Here is a 24,183-nt window from a genome sequence, read left to right as displayed (position 1 = left end):
CGCGCCTTGCGTTTGATTTGAATCGAAATACGCTGCCTCGACCTTCGGTCGAACGCGCATATCGCTGACGAAATTCAGATGAAACGCAAAGTGCTTTACTCGGCAGGGGTCATGACCGATTTACCCTCAATCAGGCGCTTCAGCTCGTTGCGATGACGCCGGGCCGAGCGGGTGATGTCGGGTTCGCGGAAATCCTCTTTCATCCCGACCATGCGCCGCGCGGTACCAGCTGACACACCGCTGAGTGCGGAGAGAGGGATCGCCAGTGCAAGGCTGACGGCAATCGGGGCCAGCCAGATCGACACCAGACCGGACAGGATACCCACACTCAGCGCGATGCCACTGATGGTTTCCAGCATGTGGCACAGGATCAGCGTTTGCAGGCTATAGCTGCCACCATCCCGCGCCTGCGGGGACCAGCCTTTTTGCAAGCCCAAGGCCGTGCGGAACACCGCGATCATCTGTTGCACCATCAGGATCGGGGCGTAGAGGATCGACAGGACAACCTCGGCCAGGAACGACGTCAGGAATTTGGAACCGCCGCCGAAATCCGCATAGCGCACACCGCTGAGGGGCAGGGCCAGAACGCCCAGCACCTTGGGGGCCAGCAACATCGCATACATCACCAGAATGATCAGCACATGCCGGGTTTCCGACATCTCGGGCCATTGCGGGAACAGCGGGTTGTCGGGGCTGAAATAGTGCAGGACGGATGCATCCTCGCCCTGACCGATCAGCGCCCACATCACCAGCAAGGCGAACCACAGCGGCGACATTAGATAGCCCACCGCCCCGTGGAACATGTGGAACCGCGAAACCGCACGGAACCCGGCAGACCCCAGCAGCTTCAAGTGCTGCAGGTTGCCCTGGCACCAACGACGGTCGCGTAGCGCATGGTCGATCAGTGTGGGCGGTGTTTCTTCGTACGAGCCGCGGATGCGCGGCAGGAACCGCACGCCCCAACCGGCGCGGCGCATCAGACCGGCCTCAACAAAATCGTGGCTCATGATCAGCTTTTCCTGACCATTCAGGCCACGCAGTTTCGGCAGACCCGCGCAGTTGGCGAACGCCTTGGTGCGGATAATCGCGTTGTGGCCCCAATAGTTGCCCTCTTGCCCGCACCAGCGCGCCAGACCTTCGGCAAAGGCGATACCGTAGACGCCGTTGGCAAACTGCTGCATCCGGGCAAAGACCGATTGCGCACCGATCAGTTGCGGATAGCTTTGGATCAGGCCCGCGCCAGAATCGCGCGCCAGTGAATCCGTCAAGCGCAGGATAGCGCGACCCGTCATCAGGCTGTCTGCATCCAGCACCAACATTGCATCCCAGTCTGAACCCCAGCGGCTAACCCAGTCGGCGATATTGCCGACCTTGCGATCCGTGTTTTCCTCGCGACGGCGGTAATACAGCTCCAGTCCAGGGGCCAACGTCGTGCGCAGCGCCTCGATACTGGCCTGTTCCTGTGCTGCGATCTCGGGGTCGCGGGTGTCGGACAGGATGAACATCGCATAGTGGTGCTGACCACCCCGCGCCTGCAAATCCTCAAGCATCGTGCGGGCATTGCCCAGCACATTCCACGGCACCTCGTTATAGACCGGCATCAGCAGCGCCACGCGCAGGGGCTGGGGGCGGCCTTCACGTTTGGGCTGTTCCTGGCGAGATAGCGAGACCATGCCCAGCAGCACGGTGCAGACCGTGAAAGATATCCAGAAGAAGTTGAACGAGATCAGAGCCAGAAGGATGGCTTCGATCAGGTTGATCCCCTCGGCACCGAACCAGTCGCTCATAACCCAAAGCAGGCCTAATGTCGCCGCCATCGCGGGCGAAAACGCCAAAGCGCGCCAGAATCCGGCTGAGGGGCGCTGACCCTCGGGCACTTGGGCATCGCGGAAGCCCGCGCTGAAATCCTGCGCGGGCATGGCCAGCGGTGCCTCGGGCGGCATGATATGCAGGTCTTCGGTCATGTAGTCCAACGATAGAGCCAGACCTCAGAGGCCGGCTGTTTGTCTTTCAGCAACTGCGCGCGCAGTTCCACGTGGTTCCGCTCGCCCGGCTGGAAGGAAAAGGCCAGACGCAGCCCGCCGGTGTCCGGGTTGCGCTGCAGTACGCCCTCGGACGTTTCGGCGTGGGGCGAATTGACGAAGATCGTCATCGCCTCGGGGTCGTCGAACAACTCGGACGGTTCAAAGTCGATGACGGCCAGGCGCCCTTCGCCAAAGGTGTTTTCACCCATCGCGGTGTTGATCACGCGCGGCATCGGCGTGCGCTGCGGCTCGTCCCCCCAAATCAGGCGATAGGACAGGTCAACCTGGCTGCCTGCTGCGTATGGCTCCATCGGTCGCCAATAGGCGACGACGTTGTCATAGATTTCCTGATCTGCCGGAATTTCGACCAGCGTGACCGAGCCTTTGCCCCAGTCGGAGCCGGGCTCGACCCACAGGCCGGGGCGTTTGTGGTAGTTCGCCTCAAGATCCGCATAGTCCGAGAAGTCGCGTTTCCGTTGCATCAGGCCGAACCCGCGCGGGTTCATGTCAACGAAGGACGAAATCTGCAGGCGCGTCGGGTTTGCCAACGGTCGCCAAATGACTTCTCCGGCACCGTTGCGGATCAGCAGGCCGTCGCTGTCGTGGACGGCGGGGCGGAAATCGTCGAACCGGCTGTGGTTGGTCTGATCGAACAGGAACATCGAGGTGCCCGGCGCGATGCCTACATGTGTTAGCTCTTCGCGCGGGAACAGGGTGGCCTCGATATCCATCACACAATCCGCGCCTGCGGTGACGTTGAACCGATAGGCACCGGTCACGCTGGGGCTGTCCATCAGCGCGTGGACCACCATGTCGCGCTGGCCGGGTTTGGGGCGCTCCAGCCAGAAACGGATGAATTCGGGGAACTCTTCACCGTCCGGATCGCCGGTTTTCAGGGCCAGACCGCGGGCGGACAAGCCATAAACTTCGTGCAGACCAATGGCGCGGAAATAGCTGGCACCCTGCCAGACGCAAAATTCATCGGTTTTGCCGGGGCGGTGCATCTCGGTGCGTAGGCGCAGTCCAGAAAAGCCCAGCGTGTCGTCGACCGGCAGTTCAGGGACATCCTCGGATTTGTCGAACATGCTCAGATCAAACGCGACCGGAGTTGCGAAACCATTCTCGACCGTTGACACCTTGACGGTGCGCGGGAAGTATAAGCCGGGTGTGAAGAAATCGACGTTGAAGGGCGTCTCGGTTTCATACCACAGCGCGCGATCTAGGCGGAACCGGATCGAGCGGTATTGCTGATACGTCAGGTCCTGCCATTCCTGCGGCACCATCTCGCGTTCGGCATAGGGGCGGCTGGCAAGATCCCGGGCCATCGCGATGACGTCATTACGGTCAAAGGGGGTTTCCCCGCCGGTGGCAAATGTGGCTGGCGCAAAGGCAAGCGCCGAAGTCGAGGCCAGAAATGCGCGACGTGTAAAATTCATTTCTTTGACTTCCAAGGTTGTGATTTGAACCAAGCGGCCATGTATGCCACGCCGATGATCATCGCAAAGCCAATCATGTTAGCGATGAACACACTGGCAACATCCCGCCCACTCAGGTCCAGCCCGACGCCGATAAGCCGTGCTGCTGCCATGGAAAATACGAATACTGCCAGCGATTGCTGTCCGACCTTGGTGATCAAGGTCAGCAGGAATTGCCAGATTTTGGCCGCCGCGCCGTGACCGGTGGCGATCAGACGGTGACCGTGTTCGCCCGCAACGACCCAACCCAGATAGGCCAGCGACAGGAAGTGCAGATACCGGAACAGGCCAAAATCGGTCTTGTCGCGAAACTCTTTCGTGACAGGCCAGACCTTGCGGATTTCATCCGCCAGATCGGGAAATGCTGCGTTGATCCAGGTGAAAACTTTCCATGAGCCAAATGGCATCGAGAAGATCAGGAACAGCGTCGCCGCCCAGATCAGCGTTTTCGAGACCGGGGGGGCAGGAATCCAGCCTCGCATGAAGGCAAAGCCGGTGAAGAACAGCAATTGCCAACCGAAGGGGTTGAAGAACCACTGTCGATCCGACCACGGCTCGGCCGGCAGGTCCAGAACGTCGGTCTGAGCCACCAGCCAGAGCGTGACCGAAGCCAGGGCAACTGCCCAGAACCCGATCCGTGACAGCCCCATAACCAGCGGCATCATCGCCAGAACCACCAGATACATCGGCAGGATGTCGAAGTAATTGGGCACGTAGGTCAGGGTGAACAGCCCGACAATCTGCGGCGCAGGGTCGTTGAAGAAATGCTGCAAGTTCAGCGAAGAGATATAGTCTTTCTCGAACAACCCGCTTTCGTTCAGCGCGGCCATGGACATGGCGACAAAGAAGAACAGCGCGATATGTGCCCAGTAGACCTGCCAAATGCGGAACGCCACGCGGGCGGTACCCAGCCACCAGCCCTTGCGCAGAAAGGCCCCGCCAAAGGCGATGGCCGAGGCCATGCCGGAACAGAACACGAAAATCTCGGTCGCATCGGAAAAGCCGAACCGCGCGGGGATCCATCTGGCCCAGGGGTCGTTGGGAATATGCGCGATCAGGATGATGAACATCGCAATGCCGCGGTAAAAATCCAGGCGCGGATCACGCACACGGGCAGGGGCGGCCGCCGAGGCGGCCACAGGCGCAAAATCAGAAGCGGGCGATGCAGTCGCCATACGTGTTCTGTCCTTCTTGGTCTTTGTTTTTGTTATTCAGCCGGGACGCTTTGTGCGTCTCCGTTGTCGCGGGCCGCATCGATCAATGCGCGGCGCGCCAGTGCGTAATTGTCCTCGCCTCCGGCCCGTTTGGCGCGGCGATCGTCCAAGATGCGCTCGACAGCATCCAGACGGCCCGCGCGCAGGCCCGAATCAATGGTGATGCGCTCGAATACATCACGTTGGGCGTGGCTGCCACCTACCAGCTGCATACCATTGCGGGCACTCGATAAAAAGTCGAAGGCGGCGGCGTACTGTCCTTCGCCAAAAGCCTCTAGCCCTTTGGAGGCCGCAATGCCCGGATCGGACATGCGGACCGGGGTATCGCCCTGATTGCGCTGCGCGTCTTTCTGGATGCGCTGCAACATCTTGCTGGTCGCTTCGCTGCGGTTATCACCAGTCAATGCCAACAGATAGTGAAGGTCGGCGAAGACCACACAGCCATCCTCTGTCCGGGCCGCGCTGAGGTCGGCCAGCTCTTCCCAGCGATTGCCCACGTCGACGCCTTCCAGCTCCAGGCGTGACAGCAGCGAGGTTGCGTTTGAAATATCGCGGTAATCGTCCGTTTTGTCTTGGCGAACATGAGTGTCATACAGCTCCATCACCTGCTCGACTTGACCCAAGTCCAGATGCATCAGCGCTTTGTGCCACCAGACGTGATAGCGGAAGTTGTTGCAATGGGTCCAGGCGTCTTCGCGTCCGGCCAACCAGTCCAGACCTAGCTGCGCATTGCCCTGCATCTCGTGCACATGGGCCACCGCATGCAGACCCCAGGCGTCATCCGAAACCATCCAAAGGGCTTGGCGTCCGGCAATCTCCGCCTTTTGGTATTCGCCTGTTTCCTCCAACGCGAAAGCGTGACAGCCCAGAAGATAGCCACGCCCTGGGTGATCTGGTTCATAGGCGGCCAAGATCCGTTCGATCGACCGGCGCATACCGGCCGGGTCACCCAAAACGAACCGGGTTGCGTGGCTGAGTTTCATCGCCAGAGTATCCTGCGGATGGGAGCGCAGGATCTGCTCGAATTTCTGTATCGCCTGCGAGGGCAGATCTTCCAAATACAGGCCTAGCGCCTCGACATACATGCGCTCACGTTCAGAGATCGGTTGCCGTTCCATCGCGGCTTTGGCCTCTGACAGGGCCTCGACCGCGACCGCTGTCATCTCACGCCGGCCCAGCAGAACCATGAACAGGCCCTTGATGGCGTGACCCAGGGCAAAGTCAGGCTCAAGCTCCAGCACCTTGCCCAAATGTTGCGGCGTTATGGCCGCGTGCGCCATGAACCCAAGCAGAACACCATTCCACGCCTCGACACTTGCCGATTGGCTGAGGGTGTTCATCTGTCCGAAAACATCTTGTTTCATGCGGTTGGTCCGATCCAGTTGCGAATTTCTACACTATTCGATGTAGCAGAGACTCTGACGGCGTCGTATCAGTATCGCCGCTGCTCTCGAATTGGTGAAAAGCCGTGTGTGTAAAACGTGAAAAAAACCGCCGATTCAACGGCATGTTTCAGCAACATGCCGCCGAATTGGGCACAGTGTTTCAATCTTCGAACGGTTTCTCGGCGTTCAAAACGGCCTGAGTGTCCGCCCCGAATTCAGGCGGGGCAGTGCGATAGGTGACCGGAGTGCGTGACAATTTCAGCGGATTCCCGATCAGTTGTACCGGCCCCGGAGCCGCCTGCATGGCGATCTGCATGTGCCGCGCCGCGACCTGATCCGAGGCAAAAACCTGATCCAAAGTCCGCACCGGGCCGACAGGTACTTTGCGGGTTTCAAGCTCGGCGATGACGGTGGCTGTATCATAGGCTTGAACCGCTGGGCGCAGAACTGCGTTCAGGGCGTCGCGATTTTCCAGGCGCGCCGGGTTGGTGGCAAAGCGCGGATCATCGGCCAGCTCGGGCCGCCCGATAAAGTCGCAGAAACGGCGGAACTGGCCGTCATTGCCCACGGCCAGAATCACATGGCCATCCGAGGTTTCGTAAACGTCGTAGGGTACGATGTTGGGATGCCCGTTGCCCCGCCGTTGCGGGACATTGCCCGAGGTCAGGTAATTGACGCCTTCATTGATCAGCCAAGCAACCTGTGCATCGACCAGTGCAAGATCGATCTGTTGGCCTTCGCCGGTCTGATCCCGATGGCGCAGAGCGGCTAGAATGCCAACGCAGGCATACATTCCGCACATCACATCAGCGATACCAACACCCACCTTCATCGGTGCGCCTTCGGGGTCGCCGGTCAGCGACATGATCCCGCCATAACCTTGCGCCATCAGGTCATAGCCGGGCTTGGACGCATTCGGCCCGGTTTGGCCATAACCCGAGATCGAACAATAGACGAGGCTCGGGAACTCCGGCGACAGCGCGGCATAATCCAGTCCGTATTTTGCCAGCCCGCCGGGTTTGAAATTCTCGATCAGGATATCGGCATGCGATGCCAGCCGTTTGATTTCAGCCTGGCCTTCGGGCGTAGTGATGTCGATGGCGACGGATTTCTTGTTGCGGTTGGCCGACATGAAATAGGCGCTCAGGTCCGAGCGGTTGCCCTGAGCGTCTTCAACGTAAGGAGGGCCCCATTGCCGGGTGTCATCTCCGCCACTGGCCGGGTTTTCGATCTTGATGACGTTAGCGCCCAAATCGCCCAGCAGCTGCGTACAGGTCGGTCCAGCCAGAATGCGGCTGAGATCCAGCACCTTGACGCCTTTCAGCGGCCCCTCAGATCCGGCCATCATATCCTCCACGCTCGATTTCTGCGGCGATGACGGTAAAGCGGTCGGCTTTGACCGCCTGCTCCAACGCCGACCGCAGTTCTGCGCGGTTGCGGACGGTATGTCCATAGCCACCAAAGGCTTGCCCCATGGCGGCAAAGTCTTGGCGGTCGAAATCCACGCCCATATTGCCCATCTGACGCTGGCGCTGTTTCAACTCGATCAGCGCAAGGCTGGCATCGACAAAGACCAGAAAAATCGGATTGCCGCCCATCTCGGCTGCGGTCGACAGCTCTCCGGCAACCATCAGAAAACCAGCATCGCCCGAGAAACTGATGACCGGGCGGTCAGGATCGACCAGTTTCAGGCCAATGGCCATCGGTACGGCGCAGCCCATGGTACACAGGGCCGAGGATTGAATCAGCCCGCGTTCTTCGTGGCAGTCCCACATCTGGCTCAGCAGGATGCGATGCGCGCCGCTGTCGGCGGTGGCCAGTGTATCAGCGGGCAAGGCGGCGCGGGATTCGGCGATCACGGCCGCAGGGCCCCAGTCATCATCCGCGGGGAAGGCCTGCGCCAGTGCAGCTTTGACCTGCGCGGGTTCACCACCTGGCCACGTCGCGCGGGCGGGGTTCCCCTTGGCGATGGCCTCTAGCGTGGCGCCCGTGTGGGCGACCAGATTCAACCCGGCCTGATGCATGTAATGATCGTTGACCACGGCCGAGATATCGATGACGCGCTTTTCCTCGGGGTCCCAGATTTCGCGCCAGCCAGGGCGCATTTCGATCGGGTCATAGCCCAGACACAGCACCAGATCGGCTTGCTCCACCAGCGGCACCAGATGTTTGTCGGCCAATGGGGACAGACCCGCACCGCCAAGGCACAAAGGGTGATCCTCGGGCACGACGCCTTTTGCCTTGTAGGTGGTCACGAAGGGAATATTGAAATGTTCCAGAAACGCCTGCACCACATTGCGCGAGTTGTCATAAAGCACGTCCAGACCCACGATCGCGATGGGGCGTTCGGCCTCGGTCACCCAGCGGCGGGCTTTCTCAACGCAGTTCCCTTCGGGCGCGACCGCAGCGGGTTTGACCAGACGGCGGCGTTTGATCCCGGATACGCGCGTATCCGCGACCGAGATCGGCACGTCGATGTGAACCGGACCGGGGCGGGGTAGGTTGGCCAGCGAAACCGCCTTGTCCGCAACAACATCCGCGCCCTGTGCCGTCAGTGTGAACGTTCCCTTTGTGATCGAGCGGTAAACCTGCGCGTGGTCCATCACCTGATGGGTATAGGTCAACGCCTCATCCTCATCGACGCAGCCGGTCAGAACGATCATCGGCACCCGGTCCTGCAGCGCGTTGGCAACAACATTTATCCCGTTCATCGCGCCGGGGCCCAAAGTGGCCACTAGAATGGCAGGCGCGCCATCGCGGTGGTGAACCGCCTCGGCCATGAAACCCGCGGCATTTTCGTGTTTGGTCAGGTGAAAGGTGATCCCGGCCTGTTCCAGTGCATCCACCAGCGTCAGAACCTCTCCGCCTGGCATACCAAAAGCGTGGCGGCACCCGGCCTCGTATAGTCGTTGGGCCAAAAGGTCAGCCGCGCGGGGAGAGAGGTCCTGCATTCGTTATGCTCCGAAAATTTCGCTGCTCAGCAGATTGCGGAGGACGTAGCCAGACGCAAGCAGGTTCACGTCAGTGTGACTATTTGGCGGCGGATTCCGCCACTGCCTGAAACTTTGTGTCAAGTTCTTGGGCAATATCGCGCAAAAGCTCTCCGCCCTCATAGACATAAGGGGCAAAAACAAAGCTGGGCGTTTTGTAGGACAGGGTGGCGGTGCCGTCGTCGTTTTCGGTCACGTAAAAGCGGATCGGCGCTTCGATCATGGCACTGACTGAGGTTTCCAAAACGCGCACGGCATAGTCGTTGTTAAAAGCACCGATCACCAGATTGCCGGGTATGATGATGCCACGGGCCGCAGCCGCCTTGGTCGGACCAGCCTGCGTGACCACGATCAGCCCGTTATCTTTTACGGCAGCCTTCGTATCCGCGACCAGTTCCTCATAGCTTTTGACGGTTGGATACACTGCCCAACCCGACAATGGTTCATCGGCCCGGACAGGCAGGGCGAGAAGACAGAGCAAACCCAAAAGCGCGCGCATGACGGTGCCTCGTTCAATGTGACTGTCTGAGTGATGCCAGAAATCCGGGTTCCGCGCACGCACATTTCCGTGCGTATTCAGGATTGCGCCGACGTCCAGAAAGCCGCAGAAACATGGAAACCATCAAACACGAGGCCACACGTGGACCCGATACGCCTATTGATTTGCAGCAGTTGTGCGGGAACGCGTGACCGAGTGGCCGAGAGGCAGGCCGTGGACGACGCGCTGGTGCGTGCAGGGCTGAATGGTCGGGTCGACGTCTCGGATCACGCCTGTTTCAGTGGCTGCGCTGAGCCGACCGCATTGGCATTGCAGGCCGCAGGGCGGGCGTCTTACGTGTTTTCGGGGGTCAATATCGTTACGGATGCCGAAGACATCGCCGCGACCTGCAAAGCCTATCTGGCCAGTCCCGCAGGTTGGATCGAAGACGCCCGACCCTGCGGGCGACTTCGGATGTGTTTGCGCGCGCGGATACCGGCGCTTTAATCGACCTGAACGGTCACGGCTGCGCTGACCGGTATGTTGTCGACCGTCAGTGCGCTGTGGCTGTTTGCGTTCAGCGATACCGAAACCTCGACCTCTCCCTTCGGCAGGTCGGGGATGTGTATCCAGTTGCCGTAAAGACGGGCCAATTTCTCGCCATTGATGTAAACATGCGCGTGGCCTTCGCCGTTTACGTCGGCTGTTGACGCGTTTTCCGGGGCAAATCGGAAATTCTGCGGCATGACGTGCAGGTTCCACCCGGCCATCGGGTCCTGGGTCAGTGCGATTGCAACGCTGGGGGCGTCCGCCCCTGCGGGCAGGTTTACCGTGGTCGAATGGTCATGGGCCATTGCTTCGGCATGCGCGCCGCCGTGATGGGACGGATCGCCATGATCGTGGCCGTCAAACGTGACGCCATTGGCCGCCGCCAGCACAAAACCAGCACCACCACCGAACACAAGGCCGATTGCAAAAAGGGCAAGTGAGCGTGCCATTTTTTCTTTCCTTAAGGGCAAAAAGAAACGCGCCGGGCAGAACCCGGCGCGTCATTATGTGAGAGAATCAGGCCGCTGCTTCGACGCGTTTGCCTTCGCTTTGCCAGAAATACCCGGCAAAGGCACCGACCAGAACCCAGGCCACCAGACCGATGCCCAAGGCACGGGCGGCGAACAGGGCGCCGATCTCGGTTGGGACGGGGCCGGTGAACACATCCGGTTCGGGCGCGCCGATCAGATGCGGTGCCATCAACAGAACCGCTGCGATCACATAGCTGATCAAGTTGCCGCCAAAGGCGATCAACCACAGCGCAACAAGTGCGGCACCAACCGTGGCGAACCACCAGACCTGACGGGCATAGACGTCAGCGGCCGCAACACCAGGCACCTCAGGCGCCAGAGTAAAGCCGGGCGCCAGATGAAAGGCTATAAAACCAGCTAGACCCCACAAAACACCGATACGGCCATCAATCGTGTGGCCTTGGCCTTCGGCCACGGACATCAGCGCGACCATCAGCAGCGCATAGCCGGTGTAGGTCAGCATGGTGAAGATGACGCTCAGCGCGTCACGGGTCAGTTCCGAGAACATGCCCGGCAATTCGGGATGCGCCGAGACGGCCTCGGCTCCGAAATGCACCAGCTCACCGGATTCGTAAAGCTCTGCGTGCAGCAAAACAGGTTGCACAAAGACCAACTGCAGCAAGGCGGCAATCAGCCCCGCTGCAGCACCAGCGAACAACGCGCTGGTCAGTATACGACTGAACATGGTCTTAGTGGCAGGGGAAGCCGGTCGCGTGGCGCACGTCGTGTGCTGCGTCGTGCAGCGCCGCGGCCTGTACGTGACCGGTCAGGGTGATGATACCCAGACCCAGAACCACCGCGAACATGACCGGAAGGATACCAGCGCGCGAGGCGGATACTGTTTGCGTTTGTGTTGCCATCTTTAATTCTCCTTTGCCGTCGCACCCGACGGCCGGTGTTACAATTGTCGCCTGGCAGGTCTCCTGGCTTGCGGGTCTATGCCTCTGTTCGCCTTCCCCCTGAGAACAGGAGTGGCTGGTTGAACAGGGGCTCTCCGCTTACAGTCGCGGGGGCGGCTATGGAATTGACTGCCACGGCAGTCGCACCACATTCCCTCTTAGCATCCGGATGTCTCCGGCAGGACCAGACGCCTTCATTTAGCCTCTATGGTGCCGCTGGTGCAATCGTCATTTGCGACCTTTTAGGTCAGATCACGCGCTTTTTCAGCAAATAGATATCCATGATCCAACCATGATCGGCGCGTGCCTTGGCGCGGGTGTCCAGAATCTCCTGCGCCACATCGGTCAAAGCGCCTTTGATCAGGATTTCCTCTTTCATGCCGACATAGGCACCCCACCAGATGTCATAATCGGTCATGTCCAGGGTTTGAAATGAACACTCGCCATCCAACATTACCGCCACTTTCGAGGCATTTGCTGGCCAGCCTTCATCCCTGATCCGCCGTCCAGTGGTCACAACATAAGGCGCGCCCAGATCATTGATCGGGATGGCGTGGGCGGCCGTCAATGCCTGCAGCGCAGTGATGCCGGGGATCACCCGTGTCGTGGGCTGAGGGTCCAGCCGCGACGCGATTCGCAGCGAGCTGTCATAAAGCGACGGGTCGCCCCAGATCAGCAGCGCCACATGCCGCGCATTAGGGTGGGCCGCAATCGCCTCGTGCCAGCGCAGGGCAATGGCATCATGCCAGTCGTCGACCCCGCGCAGATAACCATCGTCGGCCCGGCGCTTGGGAATATCGAAATAGGTGATCTGCGGCGGAGTGTCAGACACAGCTGCAATGATCTCTTCACGCAGCCCAGCCAGATCGGCCTTGTTCTCGCCCTTGCGCGGGATCAGAATCAGGTCGGCATCGCGAATGGCTTTTGCACCCTGAAACGTAACGTGATCCGGGTTGCCGGTGCCAATTCCGATCAGCGTCAGGTCAATCATCATCGAACTCTGCCAGCGGGCCATACAGGATCAGGGCCGGGGCTGTACCGATCTCGGCCTCCAGCTTTTCCGACAGCGCGCCGATGGTTGCACGATGCAGGCTCTGGTCGGGAGTCGATACGGATTCGGCCATTAGGGCAGGTGTCTCCAGCGGCAGGCCATGCTCATGCAGCGCATTTACCAACAGGGGAAAGGTCCGTTTGCCCATGAACACCACAGTCGTTGCATCCGGATCGGCCAGCGCGGGCAGGTTTAGATCTTCGGGCAGTTTGCCACTGACATCGTGGCCAGTGACAAATTGCACCCGCCGCGCGGTCAGGCGTCGTGTCAGGGGGATTCCCGCCGCTGCCGCAGCTGCAACCGCCGAAGGGATGCCAGGGATGATTTCATATTCGATCCCTGCAGCACGCAGGGCAACCAACTCTTCTTCCAGCCGCCCGAACAGCCCGCCGTCGCCGGATTTCAACCGCACCACGCGGGCACCGGTTTTGGCGTAATCCACCAATAGGCGGCTCACGTGATCCTGCTTGGGTGAAGGCCGCCCGGCCCGTTTGCCCACGCCCACCAGATCTGCATCGTCATGCGCATGGCTCAGGATGGGACCACTGCTGAGATCGTCAAACAGCACCGCATCTGCCTTCTGCATCCGGTCGACCGCCTTCAGGGTCAAAAGCTCGGGATCACCGGGGCCGGAACCTATGAAGGATACGAAACCGCTCATGCCGTAGCCTCGGCAATAAGGTGAAAGAACGTGCCAGTGACGTTCTCGCGTACCGATCCTGTTTGCGGCCCTTCAGCACCTTCGGCATCAAACACCCGCGCCAGCGGTGCGTCAGGCTGTTCTATGATAGAGGAATAGTGGAACTCATGCCCCCGCAAAGCCGTCTCAATTGCAAAACCGGGCATCGGGGCCAGCAACTCCGCGCGCCGATATCCCAAATTAAACTTGCGCTTTTCATACGAGGTCACCAGCCCCAACAGACCCGCCATCTGGTGCCGTTCGCCCTCTTTGTCGATCAAGGCCTGGCCCAGCGCCATGTACCCCCCGCATTCCCCATGCACGGGTTTGGATTCGGCGTGCGTGCGCAGTCCCGTCTGGAACGTGTCGGCGGCGGCCAGTGTGCCGGCATGCAATTCCGGATAGCCACCGGGCAGCCAGACCAGATCGGCATCGGCAGCGGGTGCCTCGTTCGCCAGAGGTGAAAACGGCACAATTTCTGCACCCGCCGCGCGCCAGCCTTCCAGCAAATGCGGATAGGTAAAGGAAAACGCGGCATCGCGGGCCAACGCAATCCGTTGCGCCGGAGGGCGCGGCAGCGCGGCTGACGATGGCCCATTGGGGCCTGAGGAAGCCGCCACCTTGATCGCCTCAAGGTCCACATGTTCGCGCAAAAACGCGGCATAACCTACAATCGCGCTTTCCAGATCAGGATGCTCAACCGCCTGTATCAGGCCCAGATGGCGTTCCGGCAGGGTCAGATCACCGCGCCGGGGTAAAACGCCCAGAACCGGCAGACCCGCGCGCTCCATGCCCAGACGGGTCAGACGCTCGTGCCGGGGGCTGGCGCAACGGTTCAGGATCACACCCGCGAAAGGCAGGTCGGGGTTATACATCCGAAACCCCAGCGCCGTTGCCGCCGCTGATTGCGCCTGACCGCCCACATCCAGCACCAGCACCACAGGCCAGCCCATGCGTTGGGCGGTTTCGGCGCTGGACCCGTGCCCCAGCTCGCCCGGCTTGGCGACGCCGTCAAACAGCCCCATCGATCCCTCGGCCACCACGATATCTGCACCCTCAGCCTGTGCCGAAATCGCACTCAGCAACGGGTCACCCATCGCCCAACTGTCCAAATTGAACGAGGAGCGCCCGGCAGCAGCCCTATGAAAAGCAGGGTCGATATAGTCCGGGCCGCTTTTGAACGGTTGCACGGTCAGCCCATCCTCGGCCAAGGCCCGCAGCAGACCCAGCATGACCGTTGTCTTGCCTGTTCCCGAGGACGGGGCAGAAATCAGAAGACCCGGGGGGTTAGTCATCACCGTGGCTCCAGCTTGACCACGGGCTATCGGCACTTTGTGGGCGATAGCGGCGGTCGTAATCCTTTGAATACAGGCAGCTTTCATCGAACCCTTCGCCTGCCAGCGCCGGACCCACCATGATCAGTGCGGTGCGCGAGATGCTTTCATCCAGCGCCTCTTTCAAGGTGTCCAGCGTTGCGCGGATGATCCTCTCATCCGGCCAACTGGCGCGATACACCACGGCCACTGGGCAGTCCGCACCATAGGCTGGGGTCAGGTCGGCAATCACGTTATCCAGATTGCCGATCGACAGGTGAATGGCCAGAGTCGCACCGGTGCGGGCAAAATTCTCCAGCGTCTCACCTTCGGGCATCGAGGATGCACGGCCCGGCGTCCGGGTCAGCACCACGGATTGTGCCAGTCCAGGCAGGGTCAGCTCGGTTCCCAGTGAAGCCGCTGCAGCAGCAAAAGACGGCACGCCGGGGGTGACGCTGACTGGTATGCCCATTTCCTTCAGCCGTCGGATTTGTTCACCCATCGCCGACCAGACCGAAAGGTCGCCAGAGTGCAGGCGCGCCACATCCTGACCAGCCTGATGTGCGGTCTCGATCTCGGCCATGATTTGATCCAGATCCATCGACGCGGTGTTTATGATCTTTGCGTCCTCGGGACAGTGACCAAGGATTTCCTCGGGCACCAGCGACCCGGCATAAAGGCACACTGGGCAAGACGCGATGATATCACGTCCGCGCAGGGTCAGCAGGTCGGCAGCGCCCGGTCCGGCGCCAATGAAATGAACGGTCATGTTTGTCCTCCGATGGCTATGGCGCAGGTGGCCAGCCGGTCGTCTGAGATTTGTCTGGGTGAGGTCAGCCGCGCACCGGAACCGGCGGCGGCAAGGGCGGATGCTTCGGCCACGCTGCCGGTGCCATACGTGGCGCGGCTGCGGTTCGAGCAGGTAAGCGTGCGCTGCCCGGCCAGATCGGCCGGGGCGACGAAATGCAAGGGTAAGGCGGTGGTCGAGGCGAATTCGATCAGCGCAGGATGTCCGTCTTTGTCCGCCACCGTGGCTAGCGCATCCACACGCTGCCCGCCGCTGGCTCGATCAAAGGCTGCGCGCAGGCTGTCCAACGTCGCCGTGGACGAAAATCCCAATCCTGCGACGATCATAGGGTGACGCTCCACTGTACCACCGGATAAGCGGATTTCCAGCCGCGCCGGGGGCCAAGCGCCGAGGCTTGCGCCAACTCGATGCGCAAAAGCTCTCCGCCCAGCTTGTCCTGCCAGTGCGCCAGCAAAGCTTCGCTTTCCAAGGTCACCGCGTTGGCGACCAACCTTGTGCCTTTGGGCAGGGCGGCTTGCAGCCATTCCATCAGTTCGGTGCTGAGACCGCCGCCGATGAAAACCACGTCCGGCAAAGTCAAACCACCCAGTGAGCCCGGGGCCGTGCCATGCACAACGTTCAGCCGGTCCTGACCCAGCGTATCAGCGTTGCGGCGAATGCGTTCAGCGCGATCTGCGCGGGGTTCGATAGTTGTGGCCGTCAGGGTCTGGTCACACATCAGCCATTCGATACTGATCGAACCCGTGCCGCCGCCGATATCCCAAAGGTGTTCGCCCCGCTGCGGAGCCAATGCCGACAGAGTTAACGCACGTACGGGACGCTTGGTGATTTGACCATCGGTTTCGAATATCTCATCCGGCTTGCCCGACGCCTTTGGAAAGGCGCGACCTTCACCTGCAACTTCAAGCCCGACGCAGACCGGATGGTCGAATCCGCCTAGCAGCGCTTCGGTCAGCGATACGCTGCGCGCCCGTTCGCGGGGGCCGCCCAAGGCCTCCATCACATGCAGTCGGGTGTCGGCAAAACCGGTTTCGGTCAAATAGGTCGCCAGTTCCGCCACCGCCTTGCCGTCCCGTAACAGCAGGATGGCGCGCACCCTCGGTGCCAGATCAGGACGCAACCGGGTCAGCGGGGCCGCGTGCAGGCCGAAGGTCAGCGTGGTCTCCAGCGGCCAGCCCAATCGCGCGGCGGCCAGTGAAAAAGTCGATTGGCCGGGCAGGGCCGTCCATTCGCCAGCCTCGAAATTGCGCGCGATAACTGAACCTGCACCAAACCAGAAGGGGTCGCCCGAGGCGAGAACCACAGTCGGACGGCCACGAAAGCCGGCCAGCATCGGAAGGCCATCGGAGAAAGGTATAGGCCACTCAACCCTTTGCGCATCGGTCTCGGGGATCAGCGACAGGTGCCGCGGTGGGCCCATGACGATTTCGGCGCGTTCCAGCACTTGACGGCTTGCCGGTGGCAGGCCATCCAGTCCATCTTCGCCCAAGCCCAGAACGGTCAGCCACGGAGCTTTACGCATGACACACCTCCTGATCCTTGGCGGTACGACCGAGGCCAACGCGCTGGCCAAGACCGTGGCCGAGCAGGGCATTCCGGCAACTTATTCTTATGCCGGACGGGTCGATAACCCCCGCCCGCAACCCTTGCCTGTGCGTGTCGGTGGTTTTGGCGGGACGCAGGGGTTGGTGGAATACCTTCGCAACCACGCGATAACTCACGTGGTCGACGCCACCCATCCCTTTGCCGCGCAGATGAGCCGGAACGTCATTGCCGCCTGCCGCGATACCGGGCTGCCACTGGCTGCGCTGACCCGTCCGGCCTGGACGGCGCAAGACGGGGACCGCTGGCTGCTCGTTCCTGACATCAACGGCGCAGTTGCCTCGCTGTCCGGCGCGCCGCAGCGTGTCTTTCTGGCCGTAGGGCGGATGCATCTCGAGGACTTCGCCGCCCAACCTCAGCATCATTACCTGCTGCGGCTGGTGGATGAACCCAGTGAATTGCCCTTGCCTAATTACGATGTGGTTGTCTCGCGCGGGCCGTTTACCGAAGCGGATGACCAAGCGCTGATGCAGCGCCATGGCATTGAATTGGTGGTGTCCAAGAACGCAGGCGGCACCGGTGCGCGCGCCAAACTGGATGCCGCGCGGGCGCTGGGCGTGCCAGTGCTGATGATCGACCGTCCAGCCCTGCCACAACGGCAAGAGCTGACGAGCGTGACGCAGGTTCTGGACTGGCTGGCTCATTCTTGATCCTTGGCAGGTGTGAACCTCGGGGTGTAGACGATCGGGTTGCTGTCCCGTTCGATCACACGGGTCAGGGATGACCCCACGATGACCACGGTCTGCATGTCTGCCATATCCGGCGTGGCCTCGGCCAGTGTCGATATTCTGATCGCCTCGTCCGCGCGAGATACTGCGCGGGCGAACAGGATCAGACGTTCGGGTTCACATTCCTCGCGCAGGATTTCCAGCGTCTTTACAAAGCCTTCAGGGCGGGATTTTGAGCGCGGATTATAAAACGCCATCGCGAAATCACCCTGCGCTGCAAGGCGCAGACGTTTTTCGATCAGCGACCAGGGTTTCAGATTGTCGCTGAGGTTGATGGCGCAGAAATCATGCCCCAAAGGTGCCCCAGCGCGTGCCGATGCCGCCAGCATCGCGGTGATCCCCGGTAACACGTCGATGGGAATCTCGCGCCACTCGGCAGGGCCATTTTCCAGCGCTTCAAACACGGCGGCTGCCATGGCAAACACGCCCGGATCGCCCGAGGATACAACGACCACGCGTTTACCTTCGGCCGCCATTTGCAGCGCGTGCTGCGACCGGTCAATCTCGACCCGGTTGTCGCTGGCGTGCAGCGTCAGGCCAGGGCGTTCAGCCACGCGGGCAACATACGGGATATAACCGACGATATCCGTGGCTTCGGCCAATGCCGCGGAAACCTCAGGCGTCACGAGGTCTTCGTTTCCGGGTCCAAGGCCCGCGATTTTAACCCAACCGCTCATGGCCGCCGCCCCTGACCATGCACGATGATGATCGAGAAGTAGGGGGTGACCTTGTCACAGGCCTCGGACAGTTTGGTCACGGTCTGGTTCGGCATCTGCGCGAACTCAACGATCCACGCGCGATCATAAAGGCCAGCCGTTTTCAGCGCCCGTTTTACCTTGTCGATGTTGCGCCCGATCTTCATCACCACCAAAGCATCGGTCTGTGCCATGCGTTCTGCCAGAGTATCTTCGGGGAGTGTGCCGACCAGAACAGTAAGGACGTCGTCGCCCCAGGTGATCGGGTCACCGGTTGCCGTCCACGCGCCAGACATACCGGTGATGGCGGGAACGACTTCGACATTAGCTTCGTCACGCAAGCGACTGTAAAGATGCATGAATGATCCGTAGAAAAACGGGTCACCTTCACACAAAACCACTACGTCCTCACCCTGTTCCGACAGGGTTTTCAAATGCGCGGCGCAGTCTTTGTAGAAGGCCGACAGCAGCTCGTTATAACGCGGATCAGTTACAGGGATTTCCGTGGTGACGGGATATTCCATCGGAAATTCCACAGCATCGCCGGGGATCATGCCATTGACGATCTTGCGTGCTTGACCGCTGCGGCCGGGCTTGCGGAAAAACGCCACGTGGCGCGCATTGCGCAGCAGACGGTCGGCCCGAACGCTCATCAGGTCCGGATCGCCGGGGCCAAGGCCGACGCCGTATATCTTGCCCGCGCTCATTCCACGCGGCTCGCGATGGCGTTGACGGCGGCGACGGTGATGGCACTGCCGCCCAGACGGCCTTTGACGATGCAGGATGGCACTGGTTGCGCCGCCCACAAAGCGTCCTTGGATTCGACTGCACCGACAAAGCCCACCGGGCAACCAATGATGGCAGCGGGGCGTGGGCAGTCGGGGTCTTCCAGCATATTCAGCAAGTGGAACAGGGCAGTTGGCGCGTTGCCGATCGCCACAACAGCGCCTTCAAGATGCGGGCGCCACAATTCCAGCGCAGCGGCTGAGCGCGTGTTGCTCATCTCAGCGGCCAGCGGGCGCACACGCTCGTCATGCAGGGTGCAGATCACCTCATTGTCGGAGGGCAGGCGGAACCGGGTCACGCCCTCGCTGACCATGCGCGCGTCGCACAGGATCGGCGCGCCGTTTTCCAAAGCGTTACGGGCAGCAGAGACGAAACCGGGCGAGAAATGCACGAATTCCTCCAGCCCGACCATCCCGGCGGCATGGATCATGCGGACGGCGACCTGTTCCTCGTCGGCGTCGAACCGGGCCAGATCGGCCTCGGACCGGATGGTGGCAAAGCTTTCCTTATAGATCGCCGCGCCATCGGTTTCATATTCATAGGGCATCAGGTCAGGTCCATGGTCATAAGTGTTTCGGGGGTCAGCCCGCGTTGGCAGGGCTCATCCCCTGCGCGGCCGTTTTTGACAAGGTCAAATCGCCCTTCGCGACCGACCAAAGTGACATCCGCTGGTCCTATTCGGGCGCATCCTTTTGAGCAGCCCGAGACATGCAGGCTGCCTTCCACATGCGGTGCCAGCGCTCGGGCGACACCACGGGTTTCCGCCTGCGCCTGCGGGCAGAACGGGGCGCCGGGGCAGGCGTCGGTGGTCATCAGCGGATCGGTGCCATCTGTGACAAAGGCCGGGGCCGGGATCGCCGCCCCGCCTTCCAACAGGAACAGCCGCCAGGGCGTTACACGCAGCGCTGATGCGCCAGTGTCCTCAATCAGGGTGAACAGTCGCCGCGCGGGCAGTTGTCCGAACGTTGCGCCATAGAGCGCGCCCAGTTCACAAATGCCGGGTTGCAGCGGTAAGCCTGCAACGCTGGGCAGGCTGCCTTGCCAGTCCTGAGGCAGGCTTTGGGCTGCGACCACGCGGGCCATGCGGCGGTTGTCCTGGGTCTGGTTTTCGGCAAACCAATCAGCCAGCAAGATAAGCTGGTCGATGGCTTCGGCCTCTGAGACGGCGCGCCCTGTCTCGCACCCATCGGCGCGCAGGATCAGGCCCTCCGCGCCGGTCTCCAGCCGGATATCCGCAGAATCCGCGGCCAGCAGACGGGCCGGGCCGGTGTCGATGGCAAAACCGAATTTTGCAGGCAAGGCGGGCAGATCTGCCAGTCGATGAATCAGGGCTTGCGTCAGCCGTGCGGTCAGATCGCCCGCTTCATAAAGCGGTGAAACCAGAATATTGCGCCGGACTTCAATGCCCGGCTCGGCGTCCAAAAGATCAAGCGCGGAAAGCTTGGCAAGCAACGATTGGTGATCGGCTTCTTTTACACCGCGCAATTGCAGATTGGCGCGGTTGGTCAGGTCGATGGTGCCATTGCCGAACCGCTCGGCCAGTTGGCACAGCCCCAGAGCCTGCGTTGCGTTCAAACGCGCCAACCGGGGGCGCACCCGCACCACCAGCCCGTCGCCTGACATCATTGGGCGATGTGCGCCGGGGCACCAGCCCTGAACAACAGGTTTAGATACGGGGGCGCTCATCCCAAACCCTCCAAATCGGCACGAATTGAGTTCCGCCTCGTGTTCCATAGCCCGGCCTCAAGTAAAGCGCGGAACCGGTCCTGCATGGCTTGATGCGCTTGCGGGTTGGCCTCTTGCAGGAAAGCGTCAACCTCAGCGTCGCCCAACGTGGCATCGTGGTACAGATCAAACAAATGCGGCGCGACCGTGCCGGACAGATGGGCGAATGAGGCCATGTGGTCCAGCGTCGCCGCGATCTCTGCGGCCCCGCGGAACCCGTGCCGTTGCATCCCTGCAATCCAGCCGGGATTTGCAGCGCGGGCATGGACCACGCGGCTGATTTCCTCGGGCAGGGTGCGGGCGCGGGGAGTGTCGGGGTTGGTGTTATCCAGATGGTACAATTGCGCGCTGCCGCCGGTGATGGTCTTGGCTGCGGCAAACCCGGCCTCATGCGTGGCATAGTCGTTGGCCAGCAGCAGGTCGGTCTCGGTCAGGTCTTGCAGGTGGACAAAACTGTCGGCGTTGGCGACGCGTTCGGTGATGCCGGTGACATCCTGAGCGATATGGTCGCCCTCTAATGCAAAGGAGCTTGCCTGCAGCCATGCCTCGCCCGCCTGTACGCGGGCTTCATCGGTATAGATTTCAGCCAGTTGCGTCATATTCACACCATAGCTGCCGGGGGCGGGGCCAAAGACCCGCGCGGCGGGGGCTTGCCCGGCATAGGGATTCCAGTCCGCCGCCTCATCACGGTCGGACAAGGCACGGACGGCCTGACCGAACAGTGCCGAAAGTGTCGGGAACACGTCGCGGAACAGGCCCGATACGCGCAGGGTCACGTCAAGGCGGGGGCGGCTAAGATCGGTGATCGGCAGCACTTCGATGCCTGACACTCGCTCGGACCCCTTGTCCCAGACTGGCTTGACGCCCAACAGGTGCAGCGCCATGGCGAATTCTTCGCCTGCCGTGCGCATGGTGGCCGAGCCCCACAGATCGACGATCAGCCCCTTGGGATAATCGCCTTCCTCTTGCAGATGCCGCCGCACCAGTTCTTCGGCCAATTTCACGCCTTGGGTATAGGCGGCGCGGGTGGGAACCGAACGTGGGTCGGTGGTATAGAGGTTCCGACCGGTAGGCAGCACATCCGACCGCCCACGATAAGGGGAACCAGACGGTCCGGCCTCGATCCGTTTTCCCGCCAGCGCGTCAAGCAGAGCCCTGCGTTCCGCAAGGGCGGAAGGGGCAGGGTCGAAATTACCGGTGACCTCAGGCGCGCGACCAAAGATGTGCAACCCGTCACCGAACTGGCTTTCCTTGATATCGCAGACAAAGCGGTCGATGCGGGTGATTGCCTCGGCGGTGCAGGTGGCCTGATCCAGACCCAGATCGCTTTCCAACCCGATGGCCTGCGCCTCGTCCCGGATATCTTCTTGCAGACGGTCGCGGCGCTTGGGGTCCAGCCCGTCGGCGTTCGAAAACTCGTCCAGCAGAGATTCCAGCCGCACCATTCGATCCGGCGTGCCGCTTTCCTTCATCGGGGGTGGGATGTGACCTAACGTGACCGCCCCGATCCGGCGCTTGGCCTGCGCAGCCTCGCCGGGGTCATTGACGATGAATGGATAGATCACTGGCAGATCGCGGATCAGCGCCTCGGGCCAGCAATTCGCCGACAGGGCGACCGACTTGCCAGGCAGCCATTCCAGCGTTCCATGCGCGCCGATATGGATCAGCGCGTCCGCACCCAACCCTTTGCGCAGCCACAGGTAGAAGGCCACATAGCCGTGGCGTGGGGTGCGTGAGAGGTCGTGGTAATCGTCCTCGCGCAACTCGGGCGTGCCGCGTTCGGGTTGCAGCGCGATCAGCGCGTTGCCGCGACGCAAAGCGGTGAACTGGAAAGCGCCGTCCGCGAACGTCGGGTCATTCTGTGGCTGTCCCCAAACGGTATTGAGGTCAGTACGCAGTTGTTCAGGCAAGTCTGCAAGCGCTGTCTGGTAGTCTTGGAGCGGCCACGTAATCCGCGCATCCATCAAGGTGTCGGCAATGGGGTGGGCAGGGGCGGTGCAGTACCCTTCGCCCTGCAGATCAGCCAACATCGCCTCGGCCGAGGCTAACGCGTCCAGTCCCACAGCATGGGCCATCTGCCAATCCTTGCCGGGGTAAGTGGACAGCACCAGCGCCGGGATTTGATCGGCTTTGGGCTTATCATGCAGGGCCAGCCAGCCGGTCACCCGGTCGATGATGGCCTCAATCCGTTCATCTTCGGACCGGTGGGCAAATCGCGAGTATTCCAGATGTGGATCTCGTTTTCCGGGTTCTTTGAATGAGGCGATGCCCGCCGAAATCCGCCCGTCCACCTCGGGCAGTACGACATGCATGGCGAGATCCGCGGGTGAGAGGCCACGTTCCGCCTCGGCCCAGACCTTGCGGCGTGCAGTTGACAAAGCGACCTGAAACACAGGGACATTTGCCGCGTCTAACGGAGATGTGCCAGACGCACCCTTGCCCGAGAATGAGGTGGCGTTGATGATGGCCGACGGCTGCATTGCTACGATATTTCCGCGCAACCACTCGGCGGCGTTTGGGGCTTTCAGCGATGGCGCGAACAGGCCCACGGCCTCAAACCCGCGCGCGCGCAGGCTGCGGATCAGTGTCGTGACCGGGGCGGTGTCCGCCGAGGTCAGGTACGCGCGGTAGAAACTCACGAGAATGCGCTTCGCATCGCTTGTGAACGCCTTATCCACCGGGATCACGCCACGGTCAGGGCACCAGGCTCCGCATTCGGGGATGGTTTTGGCGCCCATCACCGGCCCGGCATAAAGCCCCGCTGCTAGCGCCATCTGCGCCAGCGCGGCCTGCGCCGCAACCTCGCCGCCGGTATCGCACAGATGCGCAAGCCGCCGCAGAGTGGAAACGGGCAGGGTGGAGTAGTCATCCAACCGCGTGTCTTCGCGCCCGTCTGCGGGCAATACGGCCAATGCGATCCCTTTGGTCTGCGCGAGAGTCAGAACCTGTTGCAGACCATAAGACCAGTAGGGCACACCACCGATCAGACGGATCAGGATACCTTTGGAACCTTCCAACGTCTGTTCAACATAGGTGTCAACGGACAGGGGGTGTTTCAACGCCGTCAGATTGGCCAACCGCATCGTCGGCATCCGCCCCTCAGCCCCGCCACCGCGATGCCAGCCTGCCGCGAAAGCGCCAAGGTCGCTGTCCGAAAAGGACAGCACCACCAGATCCGCCGGACTTTGGCCCAGATCGGTCGGGGTCTCAGTTTCTTCGAGCCCGTGGCTTTCGCGGAAGACGACGTGCATG

23 protein-coding genes and 1 riboswitch are annotated in these 24,183 nt (G+C 61.3%); of the genes, 2 read left to right on the top strand and 21 right to left on the bottom strand.

Annotation, left to right across the window (positions count from 1 at the left end; translation table 11 throughout):
* Window positions 1-95 precede the first annotated feature (95 nt).
* The 7 genes from mdoH to AB1A64_RS06875 all read right to left on the bottom strand — a co-directional run bounded on the left by mdoH (window position 96) and on the right by AB1A64_RS06875 (window position 9,587).
* A complete protein-coding gene (gene mdoH / locus AB1A64_RS06905) occupies window positions 96-1,964 on the bottom strand; it encodes a glucans biosynthesis glucosyltransferase MdoH (protein ID WP_366550725.1) in 1,869 nt (622 codons plus the stop codon).
* Window positions 1,961-3,460 carry a glucan biosynthesis protein G gene (locus AB1A64_RS06900; protein WP_366550724.1) on the bottom strand — a complete coding sequence of 500 codons (1,500 nt, stop codon included), beginning with the start codon at window positions 3,458-3,460 and terminating at the stop codon, window positions 1,961-1,963. Before AB1A64_RS06900 ends, mdoH begins: the two co-directional genes overlap by 4 nt.
* The gene (locus tag AB1A64_RS06895; protein ID WP_366550723.1) at window positions 3,457-4,674 is read right to left on the bottom strand and encodes an OpgC domain-containing protein; all 1,218 of its coding nucleotides are present in this window, start codon (window positions 4,672-4,674) and stop codon (window positions 3,457-3,459) included. Before AB1A64_RS06895 ends, AB1A64_RS06900 begins: the two co-directional genes overlap by 4 nt.
* Window positions 4,675-4,706: 32 nt before the next feature.
* On the bottom strand, window positions 4,707-6,077 hold the full coding sequence (locus AB1A64_RS06890) for a tetratricopeptide repeat protein (RefSeq protein ID WP_366550722.1): 1,371 nt from the start codon (window positions 6,075-6,077) through the stop codon (window positions 4,707-4,709).
* 181 nt (window positions 6,078-6,258) lie between these two features.
* Complete coding sequence (locus AB1A64_RS06885; protein WP_366550721.1) at window positions 6,259-7,443, bottom strand: CaiB/BaiF CoA-transferase family protein; 1,185 nt, start codon at window positions 7,441-7,443, stop codon at window positions 6,259-6,261.
* Window positions 7,430-9,049: a thiamine pyrophosphate-binding protein gene (locus AB1A64_RS06880; protein ID WP_366550720.1), complete on the bottom strand. Its 1,620-nt coding sequence runs from the start codon at window positions 9,047-9,049 to the stop codon at window positions 7,430-7,432. The genes AB1A64_RS06885 and AB1A64_RS06880 overlap by 14 nt, the downstream gene beginning before the upstream one ends.
* Before the next feature lie 79 nt (window positions 9,050-9,128).
* A complete protein-coding gene (locus AB1A64_RS06875) occupies window positions 9,129-9,587 on the bottom strand; it encodes a DUF302 domain-containing protein (protein ID WP_366550719.1) in 459 nt (152 codons plus the stop codon).
* Window positions 9,588-9,728: 141 nt separating this feature from the next.
* Here AB1A64_RS06875 and AB1A64_RS06870 point away from each other — a divergent pair, with 141 nt between their 5' ends.
* Entirely contained in the window at window positions 9,729-10,073 is a 345-nt protein-coding gene (locus AB1A64_RS06870) for a DUF1636 family protein (RefSeq protein WP_366550718.1), read from the top strand.
* Here the strand turns inward: AB1A64_RS06870 and AB1A64_RS06865 are convergent.
* The 9 genes from AB1A64_RS06865 to cbiE all read right to left on the bottom strand — a co-directional run bounded on the left by AB1A64_RS06865 (window position 10,070) and on the right by cbiE (window position 16,917).
* A complete protein-coding gene (locus AB1A64_RS06865) occupies window positions 10,070-10,564 on the bottom strand; it encodes a hypothetical protein (protein WP_366550717.1) in 495 nt (164 codons plus the stop codon). The two genes, AB1A64_RS06870 and AB1A64_RS06865, sit on opposite strands and share 4 nt — an antisense overlap.
* Before the next feature lie 67 nt (window positions 10,565-10,631).
* On the bottom strand, window positions 10,632-11,330 hold the full coding sequence (locus tag AB1A64_RS06860) for a CbtA family protein (RefSeq protein WP_366550716.1): 699 nt from the start codon (window positions 11,328-11,330) through the stop codon (window positions 10,632-10,634).
* A gap of 4 nt (window positions 11,331-11,334) precedes the next feature.
* Window positions 11,335-11,505 carry a CbtB domain-containing protein gene (locus AB1A64_RS06855; protein WP_082643659.1) on the bottom strand — a complete coding sequence of 57 codons (171 nt, stop codon included), beginning with the start codon at window positions 11,503-11,505 and terminating at the stop codon, window positions 11,335-11,337.
* Window positions 11,506-11,540: 35 nt separating this feature from the next.
* Window positions 11,541-11,748, bottom strand: a riboswitch (cobalamin riboswitch).
* Between the two features lie 43 nt (window positions 11,749-11,791).
* Entirely contained in the window at window positions 11,792-12,535 is a 744-nt protein-coding gene (gene cobF / locus AB1A64_RS06850) for a precorrin-6A synthase (deacetylating) (protein ID WP_366550772.1), read from the bottom strand.
* Window positions 12,528-13,256, bottom strand: a complete 729-nt coding sequence (gene cobA / locus AB1A64_RS06845; RefSeq protein WP_366550715.1) for a uroporphyrinogen-III C-methyltransferase — start codon at window positions 13,254-13,256, stop codon at window positions 12,528-12,530. The genes cobF and cobA overlap by 8 nt, the downstream gene beginning before the upstream one ends.
* On the bottom strand, window positions 13,253-14,569 hold the full coding sequence (locus AB1A64_RS06840) for a cobyrinate a,c-diamide synthase (RefSeq protein ID WP_366550714.1): 1,317 nt from the start codon (window positions 14,567-14,569) through the stop codon (window positions 13,253-13,255). Before AB1A64_RS06840 ends, cobA begins: the two co-directional genes overlap by 4 nt.
* A complete protein-coding gene (gene cobM, locus AB1A64_RS06835) occupies window positions 14,562-15,356 on the bottom strand; it encodes a precorrin-4 C(11)-methyltransferase (protein WP_366550713.1) in 795 nt (264 codons plus the stop codon). Before cobM ends, AB1A64_RS06840 begins: the two co-directional genes overlap by 8 nt.
* Window positions 15,353-15,721, bottom strand: a complete 369-nt coding sequence (locus AB1A64_RS06830) for a cobalamin biosynthesis protein (protein ID WP_366550712.1) — start codon at window positions 15,719-15,721, stop codon at window positions 15,353-15,355. The genes cobM and AB1A64_RS06830 overlap by 4 nt, the downstream gene beginning before the upstream one ends.
* Complete coding sequence (gene cbiE, locus AB1A64_RS06825; RefSeq protein WP_366550711.1) at window positions 15,718-16,917, bottom strand: precorrin-6y C5,15-methyltransferase (decarboxylating) subunit CbiE; 1,200 nt, start codon at window positions 16,915-16,917, stop codon at window positions 15,718-15,720. The genes AB1A64_RS06830 and cbiE overlap by 4 nt, the downstream gene beginning before the upstream one ends.
* On the opposite strand from cbiE, the gene AB1A64_RS06820 reads away from it, so the two are divergent.
* Complete coding sequence (locus AB1A64_RS06820; RefSeq protein WP_366550710.1) at window positions 16,916-17,647, top strand: cobalt-precorrin-6A reductase; 732 nt, start codon at window positions 16,916-16,918, stop codon at window positions 17,645-17,647. The genes cbiE and AB1A64_RS06820 overlap by 2 nt on opposite strands.
* Here AB1A64_RS06820 and cobJ read toward each other — a convergent pair.
* The 5 genes from cobJ to cobN are packed head-to-tail and all read right to left on the bottom strand — an operon-like array spanning window position 17,638 to window position 24,182.
* Window positions 17,638-18,402 carry a precorrin-3B C(17)-methyltransferase gene (cobJ, locus tag AB1A64_RS06815; RefSeq protein WP_366550709.1) on the bottom strand — a complete coding sequence of 255 codons (765 nt, stop codon included), beginning with the start codon at window positions 18,400-18,402 and terminating at the stop codon, window positions 17,638-17,640. The two genes, AB1A64_RS06820 and cobJ, sit on opposite strands and share 10 nt — an antisense overlap.
* Complete coding sequence (locus tag AB1A64_RS06810; protein ID WP_366550708.1) at window positions 18,399-19,127, bottom strand: precorrin-2 C(20)-methyltransferase; 729 nt, start codon at window positions 19,125-19,127, stop codon at window positions 18,399-18,401. The genes cobJ and AB1A64_RS06810 overlap by 4 nt, the downstream gene beginning before the upstream one ends.
* A complete protein-coding gene (locus AB1A64_RS06805) occupies window positions 19,124-19,753 on the bottom strand; it encodes a precorrin-8X methylmutase (RefSeq protein ID WP_366550707.1) in 630 nt (209 codons plus the stop codon). Before AB1A64_RS06805 ends, AB1A64_RS06810 begins: the two co-directional genes overlap by 4 nt.
* Complete coding sequence (locus tag AB1A64_RS06800; protein WP_366550706.1) at window positions 19,753-20,892, bottom strand: cobalamin biosynthesis protein CobG; 1,140 nt, start codon at window positions 20,890-20,892, stop codon at window positions 19,753-19,755. The genes AB1A64_RS06805 and AB1A64_RS06800 overlap by 1 nt, the downstream gene beginning before the upstream one ends.
* Window positions 20,889-24,182 (bottom strand): cobaltochelatase subunit CobN, encoded by a 3,294-nt coding sequence (gene cobN, locus AB1A64_RS06795; protein WP_366550705.1) that lies wholly within the window; start codon window positions 24,180-24,182, stop codon window positions 20,889-20,891. Before cobN ends, AB1A64_RS06800 begins: the two co-directional genes overlap by 4 nt.
* Window position 24,183: the final 1 nt, after the last annotated feature.

Source organism: Ruegeria sp. ANG10 (genome assembly GCF_040705255.1).
GTDB lineage: Bacteria > Pseudomonadota > Alphaproteobacteria > Rhodobacterales > Rhodobacteraceae > Ruegeria.
The sequence above is the reverse complement of the archived record's forward strand: the minus strand, read 5'-3'. Positions and strand labels throughout refer to the sequence as shown.